This window comes from Pseudomonas sp. G(2018), from assembly GCF_005502415.1.
Lineage (GTDB): Bacteria > Pseudomonadota > Gammaproteobacteria > Pseudomonadales > Pseudomonadaceae > Aquipseudomonas.
The window spans coordinates 44,590-62,174 of sequence record NZ_SCOO01000034.1 but is presented as its reverse complement, the minus strand read 5'-3'; the positions used below and the strand labels follow the sequence as shown (position 1 = coordinate 62,174).

General features: G+C 61.4%; 20 protein-coding genes. 8 read left to right on the top strand and 12 right to left on the bottom strand.

Annotated elements, in window-relative coordinates:
• Positions 1–14: 14 nt before the first annotated feature.
• The 8 genes from FFS64_RS25350 to FFS64_RS25315 form a co-directional block, all read right to left on the bottom strand.
• Entirely contained in the window at positions 15–965 is a 951-nt protein-coding gene (locus tag FFS64_RS25350; protein WP_137807608.1) for a PDR/VanB family oxidoreductase, read from the bottom strand.
• Positions 966–1,154: 189 nt separating this feature from the next.
• The gene (locus FFS64_RS25345; protein WP_137807607.1) at positions 1,155–1,895 is read right to left on the bottom strand and encodes an SDR family NAD(P)-dependent oxidoreductase; all 741 of its coding nucleotides are present in this window, start codon (positions 1,893–1,895) and stop codon (positions 1,155–1,157) included.
• A 10-nt stretch (positions 1,896–1,905) separates the two neighbouring features.
• Positions 1,906–2,406 carry an aromatic-ring-hydroxylating dioxygenase subunit beta gene (locus FFS64_RS25340; RefSeq protein ID WP_077048276.1) on the bottom strand — a complete coding sequence of 167 codons (501 nt, stop codon included), beginning with the start codon at positions 2,404–2,406 and terminating at the stop codon, positions 1,906–1,908.
• Positions 2,403–3,686: a Rieske 2Fe-2S domain-containing protein gene (locus FFS64_RS25335; RefSeq protein WP_137807606.1), complete on the bottom strand. Its 1,284-nt coding sequence runs from the start codon at positions 3,684–3,686 to the stop codon at positions 2,403–2,405. The genes FFS64_RS25340 and FFS64_RS25335 overlap by 4 nt, the downstream gene beginning before the upstream one ends.
• Positions 3,687–3,739: 53 nt before the next feature.
• On the bottom strand, positions 3,740–4,861 hold the full coding sequence (locus tag FFS64_RS25330) for an amidase (protein WP_137807605.1): 1,122 nt from the start codon (positions 4,859–4,861) through the stop codon (positions 3,740–3,742).
• Positions 4,858–5,343: a nuclear transport factor 2 family protein gene (locus FFS64_RS25325; protein WP_137807604.1), complete on the bottom strand. Its 486-nt coding sequence runs from the start codon at positions 5,341–5,343 to the stop codon at positions 4,858–4,860. The genes FFS64_RS25330 and FFS64_RS25325 overlap by 4 nt, the downstream gene beginning before the upstream one ends.
• Positions 5,344–5,346: 3 nt before the next feature.
• The gene (locus tag FFS64_RS25320; protein ID WP_033062066.1) at positions 5,347–5,718 is read right to left on the bottom strand and encodes a hypothetical protein; all 372 of its coding nucleotides are present in this window, start codon (positions 5,716–5,718) and stop codon (positions 5,347–5,349) included.
• A 42-nt stretch (positions 5,719–5,760) separates the two neighbouring features.
• Entirely contained in the window at positions 5,761–6,924 is a 1,164-nt protein-coding gene (locus tag FFS64_RS25315) for an acyl-CoA dehydrogenase family protein (protein ID WP_137807603.1), read from the bottom strand.
• A gap of 355 nt (positions 6,925–7,279) precedes the next feature.
• On the opposite strand from FFS64_RS25315, the gene FFS64_RS25310 reads away from it, so the two are divergent.
• Positions 7,280–8,761, top strand: a complete 1,482-nt coding sequence (locus FFS64_RS25310) for a sensor histidine kinase (protein WP_137807602.1) — start codon at positions 7,280–7,282, stop codon at positions 8,759–8,761.
• A gap of 631 nt (positions 8,762–9,392) precedes the next feature.
• Positions 9,393–9,710 (top strand): DUF6124 family protein, encoded by a 318-nt coding sequence (locus FFS64_RS25305; protein ID WP_137807601.1) that lies wholly within the window; start codon positions 9,393–9,395, stop codon positions 9,708–9,710.
• Between the two features lie 123 nt (positions 9,711–9,833).
• On the opposite strand, the gene FFS64_RS25300 is transcribed toward FFS64_RS25305, so the two are convergent.
• From FFS64_RS25300 to FFS64_RS25290, 3 genes are read right to left on the bottom strand one after another with little or no spacing between them, the layout of a single operon-like run.
• The gene (locus tag FFS64_RS25300) at positions 9,834–10,499 is read right to left on the bottom strand and encodes a DUF2931 family protein (RefSeq protein ID WP_137807600.1); all 666 of its coding nucleotides are present in this window, start codon (positions 10,497–10,499) and stop codon (positions 9,834–9,836) included.
• On the bottom strand, positions 10,486–11,133 hold the full coding sequence (locus FFS64_RS25295) for a DUF2931 family protein (RefSeq protein WP_137807599.1): 648 nt from the start codon (positions 11,131–11,133) through the stop codon (positions 10,486–10,488). Before FFS64_RS25295 ends, FFS64_RS25300 begins: the two co-directional genes overlap by 14 nt.
• Positions 11,126–12,994: a PAAR domain-containing protein gene (locus FFS64_RS25290; RefSeq protein ID WP_171017132.1), complete on the bottom strand. Its 1,869-nt coding sequence runs from the start codon at positions 12,992–12,994 to the stop codon at positions 11,126–11,128. Before FFS64_RS25290 ends, FFS64_RS25295 begins: the two co-directional genes overlap by 8 nt.
• On the opposite strand from FFS64_RS25290, the gene FFS64_RS25285 reads away from it, so the two are divergent.
• The 6 genes from FFS64_RS25285 to FFS64_RS25260 all read left to right on the top strand — a co-directional run bounded on the left by FFS64_RS25285 (position 12,993) and on the right by FFS64_RS25260 (position 17,078).
• A complete protein-coding gene (locus FFS64_RS25285; RefSeq protein WP_137807598.1) occupies positions 12,993–13,232 on the top strand; it encodes a hypothetical protein in 240 nt (79 codons plus the stop codon). The genes FFS64_RS25290 and FFS64_RS25285 overlap by 2 nt on opposite strands.
• Positions 13,233–13,499: 267 nt before the next feature.
• Positions 13,500–14,651 carry an amine dehydrogenase large subunit gene (locus tag FFS64_RS25280; RefSeq protein WP_137807597.1) on the top strand — a complete coding sequence of 384 codons (1,152 nt, stop codon included), beginning with the start codon at positions 13,500–13,502 and terminating at the stop codon, positions 14,649–14,651.
• A gap of 13 nt (positions 14,652–14,664) precedes the next feature.
• Positions 14,665–15,204, top strand: coding sequence for a MauE/DoxX family redox-associated membrane protein (locus FFS64_RS25275; protein ID WP_137807596.1), 540 nt, complete (start codon positions 14,665–14,667; stop codon positions 15,202–15,204).
• A gap of 5 nt (positions 15,205–15,209) precedes the next feature.
• Positions 15,210–15,848, top strand: a complete 639-nt coding sequence (gene mauD, locus FFS64_RS25270) for a methylamine dehydrogenase accessory protein MauD (RefSeq protein WP_137807595.1) — start codon at positions 15,210–15,212, stop codon at positions 15,846–15,848.
• A gap of 18 nt (positions 15,849–15,866) precedes the next feature.
• Positions 15,867–16,388 carry a methylamine dehydrogenase light chain gene (locus FFS64_RS25265; RefSeq protein ID WP_008062110.1) on the top strand — a complete coding sequence of 174 codons (522 nt, stop codon included), beginning with the start codon at positions 15,867–15,869 and terminating at the stop codon, positions 16,386–16,388.
• A gap of 168 nt (positions 16,389–16,556) precedes the next feature.
• Positions 16,557–17,078, top strand: coding sequence for a cytochrome C (locus tag FFS64_RS25260; protein ID WP_137807594.1), 522 nt, complete (start codon positions 16,557–16,559; stop codon positions 17,076–17,078).
• Here the strand turns inward: FFS64_RS25260 and mug are convergent.
• Positions 17,072–17,581 (bottom strand): G/U mismatch-specific DNA glycosylase, encoded by a 510-nt coding sequence (gene mug / locus FFS64_RS25255; protein WP_137807593.1) that lies wholly within the window; start codon positions 17,579–17,581, stop codon positions 17,072–17,074. The two genes, FFS64_RS25260 and mug, sit on opposite strands and share 7 nt — an antisense overlap.
• Between the last annotated feature and the right edge of the window lie 4 nt (positions 17,582–17,585).

Sequence of the window (17,585 nt, the reverse complement as noted above, 5' to 3'; positions counted from 1 at the left end):
GGCGTGGAAAGCGTTTAAATGTCCAATACCAGACGAGCGGAAAGCGCCCGTGAAACGCAGGCGCAAATCTGCTTGTTGGACGCCTTTTCCTTGTTGGAAAGGCAGTTGTCGCGATGCTCCGGCACGCCGTCCAGCACCTCGACAATACAGGTGCCGCAGATGCCTTCGCGGCACTCGGTGTCGATGTCGCAACCGTGGGCCTGCAACACATCCACCAGGCTGCTGTCAGCCGGTACATGCAGCACCACGCCGGAGCTGGCCAGTTCCACTTCGAAACCACCGCTCGGGCCGCTGTTGGCTGCAGGATCGGCGGCGAAGTGTTCCAGGTGAATGGCATCGTCCGAACGGCTGCGCGCGGCCACTTCCACCACCTTGTTCATGAACGGCGCGGGGCCGCAGGTGTAGACATGAGCATCGCTGCCGGCACGTTCCAGGCACGCGCTTAATGCGGCGTCCAGATCGCCCGGTTCGACGCCGTAGTGAAACTCGACGTGATCGGCAAAATTTGCCGCCAGCAGTTCGGTGAACGCCGCGTACTCTGCCGAGCGGGCGAAGTAATGCAGGCGATACGGCTGGCCACTTTCCGCCAGTCGATAGGCCATGCTCAGCAGCGGCGTCACACCGATGCCGGCGGCGAACAGCACGTGTTCGCGGGCAGCCGGGTCCAGGCGGAACAGGTTGCGTGGCGCGCCCATTTCCAGCTCCATGCCCTCTTCCACCTGCTCATGCAACGCCAGCGAGCCACCGCGCGACTGCGCTTCTTTCTTCACGGCCACCAGGTAGGCGCGGCGATCCTGGGGCGGGCTGCACAGGGAGTATTGGCGGGTTACACCGGTCGGGCCGGTAAGGTCGACGTGGGCACCCGGCTCATAGGTGTCGAGCGGCTGGCCGTCACTGCGCACGAGGCGAAAGGAACGGATATCCAGCGCTTCGTCGACGATCCTTTCGATCTTCACCTTCATCATTGCATCACCTGAATACTGTTGTTTCGGTTTAACGGTATGGCTTTGGTTGATCCCCTGTAGGAGCGAGCTTGCTCGCGATGAACCTGAGGCCGCCACGGGGTGCCAGGTTTCCAGCGTCATCGTTGACGACCATCGCGAGCAAGCTCGCTCCTACAAGGGGCATGTTCCTGCCATTGAATCGGGGCGCGTTTAGCGCATGAACAGGCCGCCGTTGATATCCAGGCACGCGCCCGTCACGGAGGTCGCATGCTCGGCAATCAGCAGCAAAACGCTGTCGGCGATGAACCCAGGGTCACCCAGGGTGCCGGCCGGGATCATTTTCAGAATCTGCTCCAGACGCTCCGGGGTCACGGTTTCGCGTACTACCGGTAACTCCAGCGGACCCGGCGAGATGCTGTTGACCGTCACGCCACGGGGCGCCAGCTCACGGGCAAAGACCTTGGTCAATGTCGCCACGCCGCCCTTGGCCGCTGCGTAATGCGCGCCCGTCGCAGTGCCGCCGTTCTGTCCGGCGAGCGAGGCGATATTGACGATGCGCCCGAAGCCACGCTCGGCAAAGTGCGCACCGAACACCTGGCACGCTACGAAAGTGCCGCGCAGGTTGATGGCCATCGATTCGTCGAATTCTTCCGGCGTGATGTCCATCAACGCCGCGACTTTCGACACCCCGGCGTTGTTCACCAGAATGTCGGTGCCACCCCAGTGCGCGGCGAGCAGGTCGCGGGCGCGCTGGAAATCGGCCTTGCTGCGCACATCCAGCTCGATGGCGACGGCCGTGGAGCCGCTGCCATCGAGCTCGGCGGCCAGTTGTCGCACGCCATCGAGACGCACATCCGCCAGGCCGACGCGATAACCCGCTGCGTGCAGACGACGGGCGATGCACTCGCCCAGTCCGCGCGAAGCACCTGTTACCAGGGCTACTCGACTCATGATGTTGCCCTCACAGAAGGAAGCCGAGCGCGCTCAGGCTGTCGGTGGAATTGATCAGGCGCACCACTTTGCGCTCCAGGGTCGGCACGCCATCGGTGAAGCGGATGCGGTGATTGAGGTCGGCCACGAACGGCGTGTGCACGCCGCGCTTGTAGGCGTACAGCAACTGCGCCGAGTTGACTTCGACGATGTCGCCGGCCGCTTCCACCAGGCGGAAACGCGAGACCGTGCGGATGGTTTTCGCCGCGTCCACCGCCGATGGCGAGTAGCCGGCGGTCAGGCGTTCGATGCGCAGGTCACGCATGCGCGCGTCGTCGTAGGCGTAGTTCAGCGTCGCCTCGAAATCTTCGGTGTCCGGGTCGATCGGCACGATGTACTTGCCGCTTTCGCTCCACAAGGTCGCCCACTCGGCGTAGTTCTTGTGGTCCAGCAGCTCGGCTTCGCGCCAGATGAATTCGATGGCCTGGGCCAACGGGCCGGAAAAACCGTTCAGGGTGTCGTGATTGCTCATTGGCTCATCATCCTTTTCCACATGTCGTAGGCACCGCGCATGCCGCCTTCGTCGGTGGCGTGGCTGACTTTGTCGCCGTTTTCAGCGGTGATTTCGCGGTTCAGGCCGCGGTTGACCAGGATCGGCGCGTCGACCCCGGCATAGGAGCCGCGCTGCACGCGGTCCCAGGCTTCGGCGTCATCGGGGCTGCCGAAACCGAACGGGCCCTGGAAGTGTTCGTGAATGCGCATCCGCTCGCGGTTGGCGATTTCCGGGCCGCCGTCCATGCCCAGGGCCACGTGACGGATTTCCGTTTCGGTGACCGACACCGGCCGCAGCACGCGGAAGAACGACATCGACATGGCCACGTTGGGGAACAGGTTCAGGTTGAACCCGGCGCCGTGCAGCGAGCGCACAATGCGGCGTACCTGCTCGGGCGGCATGGTCTTCGACAGTTCTTCGGTGACGTGGGCGAAGCGCTCTTGCAGTTGTTCGGTGCCGTCGTCGTGATCGAGGTCGACATGCTCCGGTACCATCACCATCACGCTGTGGCCGTTGCCCAGCGAATGAGTGACGGCTTGCTCGTCGGTCATGAACGAGAGCATTTCCGAGGTTTCTTCATCCACCGACGACATGAACGACTTGTGCACGATCGGGAAGTGGTAACCGTCGGTGGTGTTTTCCAGCTGGATCTTCCAGTTGCCCTTGAAGCTGAACTTGTGTTCGCCCTGGGTCTTGATCGGGTAGCCGGCGCCCTGCTTCATGAACAGGTCCATCCAGTGCCTGGCACCGCCGAGGAAGTCTTCCAGCGGCTCGATCTCGTCGTTGTAGCTGGCGAAGACCATGCCGGCGTAGCTCTCGACCCGCAGGCTGGTCAGCGGCAACTCGGACTTTTCCAGAATGCCCTCGTAGCCGTCCGGGTACGGCAGCGCCCGCAGCTTGCCGTCCAGGCCGTAGGACCAACTGTGGTACGGGCAGGTGAAACCGGTGGCATTACCCTTGTGCTTCTCGCACACGGTAGCGCCACGGTGACGGCAACGGTTTTCCAGGACGTTGATGTTGTTCTTCTTGTCGCGCACGACAATCACCGGACGACGGCCGATGGTGGCGGTCTTGAAGTCGCCGCTGTTGCGCACTTCGCTTTCGTGGGCGACCCACACCCAGGTGCGGTAGAAAATCTTTTCCAGTTCGGCTTCGAACAGCGCCGGATCGTTGTACAGCGAGACGTCGACGCGGTCGTGCTGGACCAGGTCTTCGGGGCTTTTCGACGTTGCGATCAGCCGGTATTCATGAGTGCTCATGCGGTTCTCCTCATGGCTTCTTTTTATGATTTCGTTTTAGAGACTGCTGGCGATTAACCGGCCATGCTCTGTTGCAGTTGCGCACCAAAGGCGCAGACCAGCTCGTCCTGGCCTTTACGGCCGACGATTTGCAGGCCGACTTTCAGCCCGCCGCAATCGAGTTCCACCGGTACCGTCAGCGCCGGATGGCCGCTGAGGTTGAAGGGCCGTACCAGCGGGGTCATGCCGGCCACCGCCTTGCTGCCGCTGCGCGCTTCGCTCAGGGTCGGCGGCAGGCTGGGCATGGTTGGCAGCAACAGCACGGCGAAGTCTTCCAGCGCCGCATCCACCTGTTGAGTGAAACGGCTGCGCACCGCTTCGGCCTGGGCCAGTTCTTCGCGGGTGGTGCGGCTGGCGGCCAGCAGGCGCTGTTCGACATCGGCACCGATCAGGCCTTTGCCCGTGAGATGACCGAAGGCCGCCCAGTTTTCGAAATTGATCACGGTCAGGCCGGCGGCGAACGCGGCTTCGAACTCACTCAGGTGCAGGCTGCTGCGCTGCCAACCGGCACGGTCGGCAGCGGCACCCAGACTGGCTTGCAGATGCGCTTCGCACGCCACTTCAAGAAAGCCGACTTTGGCGCCGTCGCCGGGCCCTCCATGAACGTCGAAGCCCGGGCAAATCACCTGCATGGCCGCGATCAGGTCGTCCATCGTCCTGGCGAACGGCCCGACGCAATCGAGGCTGGAGGCCAACGGATGCGCGCCGACCCGACTGACTCGACCGTAAGTCGGTTTGAGTCCGGCAATCCCGCAGCACGCCGCTGGCACGCGCACCGAACCACCGGTGTCGGTGCCGATGGCGATGTCCGCCAGCCCTGCGGCGACCGCCGAAGCTGAACCGCTGGAGGAACCGCCCGGCACCCGGTCCGGCGCTTGCGGATTCACAGGCGTACCGGTCCAGTCGTTGATGCCGGTGACGCCAAAGGCCAGTTCATGCAGGTTGGTCTTGCCGACGATCTGCCAGCCGGCTTTGATAATCGCGTCGACCACTTCGGCGTTTTCAGTCGCTGCCGGAGCGTCAGCGAAAGCACGGCTGCCGGAGCGGGTCGGGTAACCGGCGATGTCGATGGAATCCTTGATGGCAACGCGTTTGCCACTGCCGCCGAGGATAAATTCGCTGATGAAGGTACTCATGCGCTCAGCTCCTGCTTTGATAAATGAGAGCTGAACAAGCGTTGCGTGCGCAAATGCGCGATCAGCCAGGTGCCGTCGACGCAGCAAAAATCGATGTTCAAGCGCGTGCCGAACAACTCGCTGCGGCCATCCGCGTAGGTGGAAATCTGCTGCATGATCCACTGCCCCTGCGCCTTGTTGCCGTCGACCACGATCGACTCGCTGGTGAGGTAGTGCAGGTTCAGCTGAAAGTGGTCCGACGGCGGCAAGTAACCTCCGACAAACGCCGCGACGGCCTCGCGCCCACGGTGTTGACCGAAGGTCTGTACGGTCTCGCGACCAATGCCTTCCCAGATCGCGTCGATGCAGAACAGCGCTGCCAGTTCGCTGACATGGGTCGGCGCCCGGGGCACGTCGCACAGGTCCATGTAGCGCGCCATCAAGCGACGCACTGCGCTTTCCCCTTCGAGCGTCGCCAGACGCTGCAGCAAGGCCTCGTTCATGGCCTACACCTTGGCCGCATCAGGGATGGTCAGTGGGCGACCGATGCGCGCTTCGACCTTGGCGTAGCGCCACAGGCTGTATTCGTTCACCGGCGTGGTGCGGAACAGGTTGCAGGCGTCGATCACCGACTGGTGGCAGTCGACGTCGGCCATGATGTATACGGTCCAGGGCGAGGTGGTGGACGGGCCGACCATCAGCCGGTCGTCATCCATCGCGCCAAGCACGGTGATGCCGGGCATCGCGCCGAGGGAGCCCATCATCTGGCTGAAGCCCTTCCACACGCTCAGGCCTTCGCCGGTGGGCAGGTCGAAAAAGTTCTGGGTGATGCCGATGCAGAAGACGACGCGCAACGGTTCCTGGGTAGCTTGGGACATGTGTTTGATCCTTGAGCTTAAGTATAAAAATCGGGATGGAATTCAGATGTAGCCAGGGAACGGCGGCACGCCGAGGAACACCGAGCCTGCGCCGTCGTACAGCCCTTCGCTGAGGAAGGCGTGCTGGGTCACCACCATCGAGTCGCGCAGGTAGCGTTGCAGCGGATGGCGCAGGTAAATGGCGGTGGTCCCGGCCAGGCTGTAGGCGCTCTGCACCACGGCGGCACCGGCCTGGGACACGTGGATCGCGGACAGGCGCAGCAGGCTGGTTTGCTCCGGCGTGACCGGGTTGCCGGCCAGGATCGAGTTCCACACCTGCTCGGTGGCGTTGTAGAAGAAACCGCGGGCGGCGCTGAGTTTGGCTTCGGCCTTGGCGATCTCGATGCGCACATAAGCGCGGTCAGCCATTTTCGGCGCGCCGGTGATGCCACCGCCGCCAGCCATGCGGCTGACTTCGTCGAGGGCGGCACGGGCCAGGCCGAGGTTGACGACCGCCAGCACTTGCGCGGCGTAGGCAATCGAGGGGTAGCGGAACAGCGGTTCGTCGATGGTCGCGGCCCCACCGCGGATAAAGGTCCAGCGTTCATCGATGTGTTTGTTGGTCACGCGCAGGTCATGGCTGCCGGTGCCCTTGAGGCCGACCACGTCCCAGTTTTCGACGATCTCGACCTGATTCGGGCGGAATACTGCTGTACGAGGCTTGCCGCCCGCCGCGCCGATCCCCACGCCCAACAAGTCGGCGCCCTTGCAGCCGCTGGCAAATTTCCAGGTGCCGTTGACTTGCCAGCCTCCTTCTACGGCTTCGGCGGGTTGCAGCGGAAACAGGCCGCCGGCGAATACCAGATCGGGACTGTCAGCATAGATTTCGGCCAGGGTTTCTGGCGGCAAAGCGGCGAGATAGACGCCGGCGCTGCCGAAACTGGCGACCCAGCCGGCGGAGCCGTCGGCTTCGGAAATACGCTCGATCATTTGCAGGAACAGTGCAGGTGCCAGAGCATCACCGCCGTAGCATTTCGGCGTGGCGGCGCGGTAGATGCCCACCTGCTTGAAGCGCTCGATCATGTCCCGTGGCACGTGGGAGACGCTGTCGAATTCGTCGCGACGCCGGCGCACTTCATCCAGCATTTGCTGGAATGCCTGGCTATCGACGACAGGCTCGTCAACGCCGATCAGGGCGTCTTGTTGCGCGACCGCTGAACGCAGCATGGGCTTTCTCCGTTTTGCTTATTGTTAGTGGGGCGACACGATGCTGACTCTTGTAGGAGCGAGCTTGCTCGCGATGGTGGTTCAGGCACCGCGGGCAATCAGGCAGCTCGCGTTATCGTTGACGCCCATCGCGAGCGAGCTCGCTCCTACAGGGATCGGCGTGGCTACCCTTGCATTGCGGTCCAGTGTAAAAACCACATCCCGGCGCAACTATTGGTGCGTGCAGCCCCCCGGCTAAAGAAAACCCCTAGACCGCCCCCGGTTACCTCTGAGCGCATCCCCAGGCGCGAGCCGGTATAAAAAGCCATACTTCCGGTTCCACCGGTCACAACCTCCTGCCGCCAAGGGCTGCGCGATGTACTTGCCAAAACAGAACGACTTTTTCACGCTGATCGAAGCCATGCCGCTGTGCATCATTCTTCACGATGCCCACAGCAAGGAGATTCTCTGGGCCAATGCCGCGGCCCTGTCGGCGCTGGGGTTTACCCTCGAAGAACTGACACCGCTCAAAGCCCCGGACATGACCCGCGATGCGCCCAAGTACCGGCGTTCGGTGGGGCTGCGTTGGCTGGAAGGCGCTGCGCGCACGGGCCAGCGCGCCATCGAATGGTGCTATCGCTCCAAGCAAGGGGTGGAGATACTGTCCGAGGCGGTGGCGACGCTGGTGCACCTGGAAGGTCGCGATGTGTTGATGGTGCAGTTCCGCGACATTTCCAGGGAGGACAAGGTCAAGCGCGACCTCAAGCGCTTCGAAAGCCGGCTCAAGGCGTTCATGCAGGACCTGGCCGAAGGCGTGGCGGTGCTGGGGCCAGAGGGCGAGATTCGCTTTATCAGCGACTCCGGTGCGCATCTGCTCAACAGCAAAGAGCATCAGTTGATCGGCAAGAACTTTCTCGACTGGTGCGACGACGCCTCGCGCCAGCGCCTGTTGCAGCAGCTGTCCAACGAGACACCCGAGCACTTACCGTTCGGTGTGCATTACAAAGTGCAACGCCGTGACGGCGAGTGGCGCTGGCACGACGCGACCTGTCGCTTTATCGAAATCGAAGACGATCTGGTCGGCCATTTATTGCTGTTCCGCGACGTCACAGAACAAGTGCACGCCGAAGAAGCCCGGCGCGTCAGCGAACAAAAACTCGAGTACCTGGCGCGCTACAACGCCATGGGTGAAATGGCCGTGGCGATTGCCCACGAACTGAGCCAACCGCTGGCCGCCACCCGCAACTTCATCGAAGGCGCAGTGATTCGCCTCGGCAACGCGACCGACGCCGACCAAGGCGTCGCCTGGGGCTTGCAGAACGCCGTGCGGCAGATCGAGCATGCCTCCGTGATCATCAAGAGCGTGCGCGACTACGTGGTCAAGCTGGAGCAGAGCGAAGAGCTGGTCGACCTTAACGAACTGCTGCGCGAAACCCGCTACTTCATCAGTCTGCGGGCCGATCCGAGCCTGATACGCGTCGAAATCGTCACCGCCCCCGAGCCGTTGCGGGTGAGTTGCGAGAAAGTGTTGATCGGCCAGGTGATCCTCAACCTGGCCTTCAACGCCATCGAAGAAATGGCCGACCTGCCCCTCGAACGTCGTGTGCTGCGCATTCATGCCAGCGCCGAGGACGACGTAGCGCTGGTGCGCATCGAAGACCGTGGACGCGGGATTCAGGCCGAGGCGCAGGAGAAGCTGTTCGATGGCTTCTTTTCGTCCAAGGTCAGCGGCAACGGTATTGGCCTGGCGCTGTGCAAGAACATCATCGGCCGCCATCGCGGCGATATCTGGGCGCAGAACCTGGAGCCGTGTGGCGCTGTTTTCAGCTTTTCCCTTCCCCTCGCCATTCCCACCTGACGCACACAAACCTGTGGCGAGGGGATTTAGCGAATCGTCGCACCGTCCCGTTCGGCTGCGCAGCAGTCGTAAATCCAGACGATAGGGTCTAACTGGAGGACCGCCGGGGGCCGCTTCGCGACCCAACGGGGATGAATCCCCTCGCCACAATCTATCGCTGGAGTGCTCGTCACCGTGACACAAAAACCGCGCAGTCGATTTTCGGAAGTAGGAAAACGCCCCTAAATCTCGTAGGACGCGTTAAGAAAATTGTCAGCAGGTAAGGAAAACGAAATGCTGGTTATCCGATGGATGTAGGACCGGAGCAAAGCTACAACGCCTTGCGTCGCTGCCTACAACTACGCCAGAATCCGCCGGCTTGTGCGCCTTGGCCCTGGTCTTTATCGTTTCCGCGTCGCTGCCAATTCAGCGACCGGGTTTCGCAGCCTGGGTCAATCAAGGCGCTCAGCGCCACCGTTTCCTTTCAGTTGGCGCTTTTATTCGTCTGTTGAAATGCGTTATGGCGGCTGTGCGCGGGAGACTTTCGAGTCTGCCGGGTTCCTTGATTCCCGGTCTGCGAACCTGCGTACAGCTGCCACCTTCTTCGTTTCGCAGCGAACTGTGGCGGCTCCATCAATCAAGGAGCATTTCCATGGTCAAGCCTTCTCCCAATCCCCCAGAATCCTCAACCGAAAACCCCACTCGCGAACTCCACCTCAAACCCGCCATCCTGAAATCCACCGCCCCGCACAACCCCAGCACAATGTTCTCTATCACGGCAGATATTCGCACCGAAGACCTGCTCGCCCACGCCTGCGAATCCCTAGCCTCGGCCAGCGTCATGGCCAGCGATTTCGCGACCTTTCTGGACGGGCCGCAGCGCAGCACGATGCTGGGCATTCAACAAGTAATCATGCTGGCGGATCTGGCGGTGAATCGGGCGCTGGATAACCTTGAGCCTACGGAGTGACCACTGAGCTGTGATGCGGGGATTGCTCAGCGCTAGAACGATAAAAGCCGCGCCCCTCCCAAGGGTCGCGGCTTTTTTATACCCCACGATTATTGCGGTGACTTGGCTGACTGTTTGGGGGAGTCACCAGGAACCGTATGGGATCCCGAACTTCTCGATATAGGCTTTCGACGTTTCCGACAAAGGCCTATGCCGACCATTGGACGCCCCTCCATAAGGTCCCAGCTTCACGACAGTACCCTCCACCCGCGCCACGTCAAACGGCTCTAAGCAGGCCCCTAAAACCCAAACGCGTGCGATACCTCCGGGGGCTAGGCCTACTGTCAATACATCTCGATAACCGGTGATCCATTTGCCGTCAAACCTGCAATAGGTCCTTTCACCTTTGAGCATCGCTTGGCGAGTGGCTTCGGGGATCGGGATAAAAGCCTCGTAGGTCTGAGGTTCAACCAGCGATTGCCAGCGCACATAGATCAGTCGTGGGAGGTCAGCGCCCAGTACATGCTTGCCCGCGCCACCCCCTGGGTGATTCGGCCAACCCTGCGGCTTACCTTTGAGGCTTTTCGGCGTATTGATGGCAGCCACACCACTCATCGCGCGGCCGAACACACGGTCGTGGATATCCACCGCGTCGGCGGTTTCGATCCAGACTTCCATATAGTTCGGAGCAAACAACCCCAAATACCAGGCGTCGTAAGGCAGACGGTTGGCGCAGCCGGACAGCGTCAGAATCAGGCCCAATAGCACCAGTCTTCCAAGAATATTAATTGGGGGATCACCAGGAACCATACGGGATGCCGTACTTTTCGATGTAAGCTTTGGATGAAGGTTTCAGTGGCAATGCGTACTGACCACCGCTACGACCGCTGTCAGGCCCTAATTTCACGACAGTGCCCTCCACCCTTGCCACGTCAAAAGGCTTCAAGCAGGCCCCCCTGACCCAGACCCGTGCGATACCTCCGGGGGCAAGACCTACAATTACCATGTCGCGATAGTCGGTGATCCATTTTCCATCCGCAGCACAATAGGTCCTCTCGCTCTTGAGCATCGCCTGCCGAGTAGCTTCGGGGATCGGGATGTAAGCCTCGTAGGTCTGCGGCTCCACCAGCGATTGCCAGCGTACATAGATCAGGCGTGGCAGGTCGGCACCCAGTACAAGCTTGCCCGCGCCTGCACCGGGACTGTCAGGCCAACCACGAGGATTGCCTTTCAGGTTCTTTGAAGTATTGATCGAGGCGACACCACTCATGGCGCGACGGAAGACGCGGTCGTGGACATCTACCGCGTCGGCAGTTTCGATCCAGACCTCCATGTAACTGGGCGCGAACAAGCCTAGATACCAGGCGTCGTAAGGCAGTCGGTTGACGCAGCCGGACAGCGACACAATCATCCCGACGACTAACAGCACTCTGCGCCTATTCATTCGGGTGCTCCCGTCGCTGACTTCCGTCAGCGGGGCGGTTGATGAACAACACCCCCAGATCGCTATTGTTCCATCCCTTGGCTGCATTCCAGTTGGCCGAAAGATGGATGTAACGACGGCGCAAAAGCGAGTGTTCCTCGGACGTCAAAGACGCATAAGGCTCACCCAATGCGAAAGCCCGTAACTTGGCGGCGATAGGTTGCAGTTCGGTCGGCACAGCGAACGCTGAAGTAGTGGGCGCGGCATCAAACGCGACCCCGGCACGAACCGCCAATTCGCGCATGATGCGCAGGTACACCAGTGACAATTCCCCGCGTACCTGACGCTGGCTGGCAATGGCCGCATACACCCGTTTTTCCGCCGCAGTGTCGCGGCCGCGGTGTTGGGTGTCCACCGACCAGGTGACAATGCTCAGCCCCTCCGGCGGGACATAGTCCAGCCAGCGGCTCGATTCACGCGCCATGCGCTGGTGGGTGCGCCAATAGGCGTCACTGCGTTCATTGGCGATGTGGGCATACTCAATGCTGCTATCGGGCTTGCTCAGTAACAGCTTTTCCGTGGCCAACGGCAGGTAGCCACCACCCAAGTCTGAATGACTGCCGGGCAATTCGATCTCTTGGTCGGTCTGGTTCAGGGAGAAGTTGTGGCGATACTCATTGCCCGCGGTCAAGTGAATCACCTTGTTTGCGATACCTGGCGCCAGACGCAGATTGAGCCCGGGGTTTGCGGCATTGTGGGGGGTGAAGTCAGCGTCGAAGGGCGAAACGATGCCGGCCACGGTGTCGAACAGGCCGATGAAGTTGAGGATGAAGTCGGTTCGGTGGTTCCAGTTGAAGTCAACACTGAGTATGGGGGAGCCAGTTGGTAGAGCCTGTGCCAATAGACTGCCTTTACCCTTGAGCAGGTCGTTGGCGCAATGCCGCGCGGCTGCCGCCCCTCGACTGAAACCGAAGAGGTCGATCTCTATTCGACGGATCTGAAGGTCGGGATTGTTGTTTTGCAGCAATCGCAATTTATTCATCACCTGCGCCGGCATCTGCTCAACTCTTGCAATTACACCGGTACCTCCTGTGCCAGTGCCCTGGCTATAAATTGAGTCTTCCTGGCCGCTAGTGGTGCCAATGCCTTCGAGGTAAGCCTTGCTGTAGACCTCTTCGGCCTTTGGTGACAGGCGCACACCTGCCTGATCCGGATACAAATCATGCAACCGCGCCACATTGGTGAACTCATTGCCATAACTGTTATCCGGCACACCACCCAGACCGTCATAACCAAACGCTGCACAATGCTGGCGAATGTCCTCGGCCACCTGTGACGGCATGCCAAGGTTCACCGCGTAACACCCTGCTGCCGCCTCGCTATTAGCCAGATTGTTGCCCGTTCCGTCGAAAAACAGCCCCAAACGCAGGGTAATGCCTGGCGTCAGTTCCTCTTCTTCCTCCTCTTCTTCGAGTATTTCCGCTGTCGCCTGCGAAGCAGGCCGAACAGGTGCAGACGCAAATTTGCTGGTAAACCCGCCGGGCGCTGCGGGCTGAGCAACAACGCCACCGTGATCGGACCGAGCAGAGCGCGACGGCCCCTCGAGTGGCGCAATCAACCGGTTTGTGCCTTCTGGGCAGCCACAGTGGACCCGCGCCCCGTCCAGCACGGTTGGAATGTCATCCCACTTCATGGCGGGCAGGCTCTCGACGATGACACCTTCTTTTCCGCACTTCTTACACGGGGTGGTTTTATCCCCCAGCCTCAGTACCCCACGCTCCCCTTGTCTTGCTTGAGGCAAGCTGGCGATGCATACCGCACCCGTGGTAGTCAGGTCACCGTCCAGCCCCTGACCAAGGCCGTCAACGTCCATGCGAGCCATGGCTCAGCCCTCCACGCAAAACTGGAAATACTCAGCCACCGCAATGTTTGGCGACATGCTGAGAATCCGGACTTTGTTCACGGGAGGGTGGCTTTTGTTTGAATCGAAAAGTGCAGAAGTGGTTGGGTCAATTAACGACAGAGTGAATGGCGTGTTCAATTTCCATAATCCTTGGAAGTTGTTGACCGGCATCCTTGTCACCGCAGCAGACGCATTGCACGAACAGCCGCAGGCGTGACAATCGCCGGAGGGCGTTACCGTGGAATTCTTGTCATTTTTGGTAAATAGGACGCTTCCTTAAATCATGTAGGACGTGTCGCGAAAATTGGGCTGCTTCGCAGCCCAGAAGAAGCAAGCTCCCTCGCCACGGTGACACTGGCACAGATACACAAACACTTGGCAGGCAGGGCAATTCCCGGGTTGGACGGGCAAGGCACTATTCACTGGTCAGAATCTGCCCACTCACCCGCGATCCGCGTTACCAACAATTCAGGAAGTTCCCCTTATGCGAACAAACAGGATCTCCGTACAGTCAGCGCTAGGCCTGAGCCTGCTTGTACTCGGCTTGAACAGTGCCCGCGCGGACCTGCCCGCCGACACCGGCATCGGCCAGACCACCCTGGCATTCCCCGCTGAACCGCACCGCGCGTTCGTCGTCGATGTCGAGTTCGAAAGCTTCGTCGCCGGCCGTGTCACCGTGGTCGATCCCGACCAGAAACGCGTGCTGGGCATGGTACCGACCGGTTTTGCCGCTCCTTCCGCCCTAAGCCATGACAAAAAGACCCTCTACGCCGCCGACATCTGGTACTCCCGTGGCACCCGTGGCACCCGCACCGACGTGCTGACCGCCTGGGACACCTCGACCCTGTCGCCGGCCTGGGAAGTGTTGATCCCGAACAAGCGCGCCGAGTCGCTGACCCAGCGTTACGGCCTGAAGACCAGCGGCGATGACCGCTTCGTCTACGTCTACAACTTCACCCCGTCGACTTCGGTAACCGTGGTCGATACCCAGACCAAAGCGGTGGCCACGGAAATCGCCATTCCCGGTTGCGTGCTCAACTACCCCGTGGGCAAGCGCCGTTTCGCCTCGCTGTGCGGCGATGGCAGCCTGCAGGTCGTGACGATCAACGACCAGGGCCAGGAAACCGCACGCAGCCGCACGCCGTTCTTCGACCCGAACGCGGAGAAGCTGGTGGAGCGTGCGGTCAACGTCGGCGACACCTACTACTTCACGACCACCACCGGCACCGTGCGCGCCGTGGACTTCAGCGGCGACGCGCCGAAGATTCTGCCGAACTGGTCGCTGACCACCGACGAAGAGAAGAAGGCCGGGTGGGCACCGGGCGGCTGGCAGCTGATGGCGGTCGCGCCGAAGCTCAACCGCTTGTACGTGCTGATGCACGACGCCCACGAACCGATGAAGTGGGAAGACCCGAGCACCCTGATCTGGGCTTTTGATCTCAAGACCGGCAAGAAAATCGCCACCCTGGAAGCCCCGGCTCCGATCTGGAGCATGCAGGCCACCGGCGATGACAAGCCGCTGTTGCTGGGCACCGACGTCGAGGGCGGCTTGCAGATCTTCGACCTCAAGACCAACAAGCACACCGGCAGCATGGCCAAGGTCGCAAAAACCGCGACTCAGGTCATGAGCTACTAAACGAGATCCGGCCATGCAATCAGATCCGATCTTCATCATTGCCAGCGCCATCGCCATTGCGGTGCTGCTGGCCAGCGCCGCGACCCACAAGGTGCGGGCGCCGGCGCGCTTTGCCAAACAGCTTGCCGATTATCAACTGCTGCCCGCGGCGCTGGTGCGCCCGAGCGCACGCTCGATCCCGCTGCTGGAACTGGCCATCGCGTTCGCGTTGCTGGTGCCGGTCAGCCGGCACTGGGCGGCGTTGAGCGCGGCCGGCCTGTTGGCGCTGTACGCCGCCGCCATCGGCATCAACCTGTGGCGCGGCCGTCGCGACATCGACTGCGGCTGTGCCGGCCCGGACCAGACGCAGCCGCTGCGCCCGGTCCTGCTGCTGCGCAACAGCGTGCTGGTGGCCCTGGCGCTGCTGGCCAGCGTGGCACCGGTGGTCCGCGACATGACTGTGTTCGATGGCTTCGTGACCCTGGCTTCGGCCGCCGTCGCGCTGCTCATCTACGCCGCGGCCGATGGCCTGCTGGCGAACTCCCCTCTTCTGCTCAAATTGATTGGTAGGTAATCAAAATGGAAGGCTTGATCGTTTCCAATGTTCTGCTCTGGGTACTGCTGGCGGCCGTGGCGTTCGTCGTCATGGGCCTGGTCCGTCAGATTGGTGTGTTGCACGGCCGCCTGGCCCCGGCTGGCGCGTTGATGGTCGACAAAGGCGTGGCCGTCAACGAAGCCGCCCCGCAAATCACCGCCGCCGACCGTAAGGGTCGCCCGGTGAACTTCGGCTATGCCGGCGAGAAATCGCAACTGCTGTTCTTCCTCTCGCCGACTTGCCCGATCTGCAAGTCGCTGCTGCCGGCGATCAAATCCATCGCCAGGGAACAAGCCAATACCCTCGACGTGGTGTTCGTCAGCGACGGCGACATGGACGCCCAGCAAGCGCTGATCCGCGAACACAAACTGGAAGACGCCACCTACGTGGTCGGTCCGGAAGTGGGCATGACTTACCAGATCGGCAAGCTGCCGTACGCCGCGCTGATCGACCAGTCCGGCACCCTGCGCGCCAAAGGCCTGGTGAACTCCCGCGAGCACCTGGACAGCCTGTTCGAAGTCGAGCATCTGAAGCACGCCACTTTGCAGCAGTACCTCAATGCTCAGCCTCACGAGCTTACTCACAATCATGCTCATGACCACAGCCACGGCCATAGCCACTGATAAGGCAGGGAGACCTTCATGAAACTGCTGGATCTGTTGTTCGAGCGCTCCTCGCGCCGTGTCGCCGACACTACTTCGCGCCGCAAACTGCTGGCCCGCATGGGCTCGCTGATCGTTGCCGGTGCCGCTCTTCCCGTGCTGCTGCCGCTGGACCGTACCAGCAAGGCGCTGGCCGCCACTGACCCGAAAGCCGGCGACCCCGGTGATCCGAACAGCTGCGACTACTGGCGCTACTGCTCCATCGACGGTTTTCTGTGCAGCTGCTGCGGTGGCTCGGTGACCTCCTGCCCACCGGGCACCGAGGCCTCGCAAGTTACCTGGATCGGCACCTGCCGCAACCCGGCCGACGGCAAGGACTACATCATTTCGTACAACGACTGCTGCGGTAAGCAAAGCTGCGCCCAGTGCGCCTGCACTCGAAACGACAGTGAAGAACCGGCCTACCGCCCGTTCAACAACAACGATGTGAACTGGTGCCTGGCCGCCAAATCCCACATCTATCACTGCACCGTTTCGATCATTCGTGGCGTGGCGGTTTAACGCGTTTTACCGCCGGTTGCTTCGGGAACCGGCTTTTTTCTTTTGTAGGAGCGAGCTCTGCTCGCGATGGACGTGAACGATGACGCGTTCTCCCTGGAGCCCGTGTCGTCCTTGAGTTTTTCGCGAGCAAGCTCGCTCCTACACAAAATCGCCAGCAGAGGTTTTTTTATGCGCAGGTTGCTGATTGTTGGTCTTGTCTGCCTCATGACCACTCCACTCGCTCAAGCCCGGGCCATTCCCAATCCCAACCAAGGTCATGCACCCGGCAACGAAGCGCCGCAAAAAGCCATCAGCGATGCCGGCTACAGCGTCGGCGTGAATTACCAGTTGCAATGCGCCGGTTGCCATTTGGGCGACGGCACGGGTTCAGCGGCCAACGACACGCCGCGGATGAAAGGTTTTGTCGGTAACTTTCTGAAAGTCCCTGGCGGCCGCGAATTCCTGGTGCGCGTGCCGGGCATGTCGCAGTCGGCGCTGAACAATGCGCAGCTTGCGGACCTGCTTAACTGGCTGATGCGCGAAGACGGTATGGCGGGCGCAAGCATGCCTGCGCATTACCAACCCTACAGCGCCGAAGAAGTCGCGGCGCTGCGCGCCGAAACCATGCTCAACCTGCCCGACACCCGCGCCGATTTGATCAAGGCCATGCGTGCGCAAGGCATCGCCATCGACGACGGCATGAACTACTGAGCGATCGTCAACCTGAGTTGGCGGTACGCATCCACCAGTTGATCAAGGGTAAAGGCGCGATTGCGTCCGCTCGGGTTGGGCAGCACCCACACCGCGGCATGGCCGAAAGTCCTGGCCTGTAATCCCCACGCCACATCTCGCTGCCCCGACAGTGCCGCATACGCTGCCTTGCCAAGAAACGCCACAAAGCGTGGCGCATGACGGGCGATCTTGCCTTCGAACTCCGCTGCCGCTGCGATGAATTCATGCTGCGACAGTTGGTTGGCCCGCGCGGTCGGCCGCTCCACCACGGTGGTCAGGCCGCACTGATATTGCAGGATCGTCCGGTCCTGTTCCGGGCGCATTTCCTCCGGGGTGAATCCGGCCAGATGCAAGGTGCGCCAGAAACGATTGCCCCGCCCCCCGAAATGATGCCCTTGGGCGGCGGCCATCACCCCTGGATTGATCCCGCAAAAAACCACCGCAAGCCGTTCAGCCAGAATGTCTTCGAGTCCCTCGCTCACATCG

Bases quoted from the DNA above. Each gene is read 5' to 3' on its own strand.
- FFS64_RS25350 (WP_137807608.1), bottom strand. From the start codon at position 965: ATGATGAAGGTGAAGATCGAAAGGATCGTCGACGAAGCGCTGGATATC.
- FFS64_RS25345 (WP_137807607.1), bottom strand. From the start codon at position 1,895: ATGAGTCGAGTAGCCCTGGTAACAGGTGCTTCGCGCGGACTGGGCGAG.
- FFS64_RS25340 (WP_077048276.1), bottom strand. From the start codon at position 2,406: ATGAGCAATCACGACACCCTGAACGGTTTTTCCGGCCCGTTGGCCCAG.
- FFS64_RS25335 (WP_137807606.1), bottom strand. From the start codon at position 3,686: ATGAGCACTCATGAATACCGGCTGATCGCAACGTCGAAAAGCCCCGAA.
- FFS64_RS25330 (WP_137807605.1), bottom strand. From the start codon at position 4,861: ATGAGTACCTTCATCAGCGAATTTATCCTCGGCGGCAGTGGCAAACGC.
- FFS64_RS25325 (WP_137807604.1), bottom strand. From the start codon at position 5,343: ATGAACGAGGCCTTGCTGCAGCGTCTGGCGACGCTCGAAGGGGAAAGC.
- FFS64_RS25320 (WP_033062066.1), bottom strand. From the start codon at position 5,718: ATGTCCCAAGCTACCCAGGAACCGTTGCGCGTCGTCTTCTGCATCGGC.
- FFS64_RS25315 (WP_137807603.1), bottom strand. From the start codon at position 6,924: ATGCTGCGTTCAGCGGTCGCGCAACAAGACGCCCTGATCGGCGTTGAC.
- FFS64_RS25310 (WP_137807602.1), top strand. From the start codon at position 7,280: ATGTACTTGCCAAAACAGAACGACTTTTTCACGCTGATCGAAGCCATG.
- FFS64_RS25305 (WP_137807601.1), top strand. From the start codon at position 9,393: ATGGTCAAGCCTTCTCCCAATCCCCCAGAATCCTCAACCGAAAACCCC.
- FFS64_RS25300 (WP_137807600.1), bottom strand. From the start codon at position 10,499: ATGGTTCCTGGTGATCCCCCAATTAATATTCTTGGAAGACTGGTGCTA.
- FFS64_RS25295 (WP_137807599.1), bottom strand. From the start codon at position 11,133: ATGAATAGGCGCAGAGTGCTGTTAGTCGTCGGGATGATTGTGTCGCTG.
- FFS64_RS25285 (WP_137807598.1), top strand. From the start codon at position 12,993: ATGGCTCAGCCCTCCACGCAAAACTGGAAATACTCAGCCACCGCAATG.
- FFS64_RS25290 (WP_171017132.1), bottom strand. From the start codon at position 12,994: ATGGCTCGCATGGACGTTGACGGCCTTGGTCAGGGGCTGGACGGTGAC.
- FFS64_RS25280 (WP_137807597.1), top strand. From the start codon at position 13,500: ATGCGAACAAACAGGATCTCCGTACAGTCAGCGCTAGGCCTGAGCCTG.
- FFS64_RS25275 (WP_137807596.1), top strand. From the start codon at position 14,665: ATGCAATCAGATCCGATCTTCATCATTGCCAGCGCCATCGCCATTGCG.
- mauD (WP_137807595.1), top strand. From the start codon at position 15,210: ATGGAAGGCTTGATCGTTTCCAATGTTCTGCTCTGGGTACTGCTGGCG.
- FFS64_RS25265 (WP_008062110.1), top strand. From the start codon at position 15,867: ATGAAACTGCTGGATCTGTTGTTCGAGCGCTCCTCGCGCCGTGTCGCC.
- FFS64_RS25260 (WP_137807594.1), top strand. From the start codon at position 16,557: ATGCGCAGGTTGCTGATTGTTGGTCTTGTCTGCCTCATGACCACTCCA.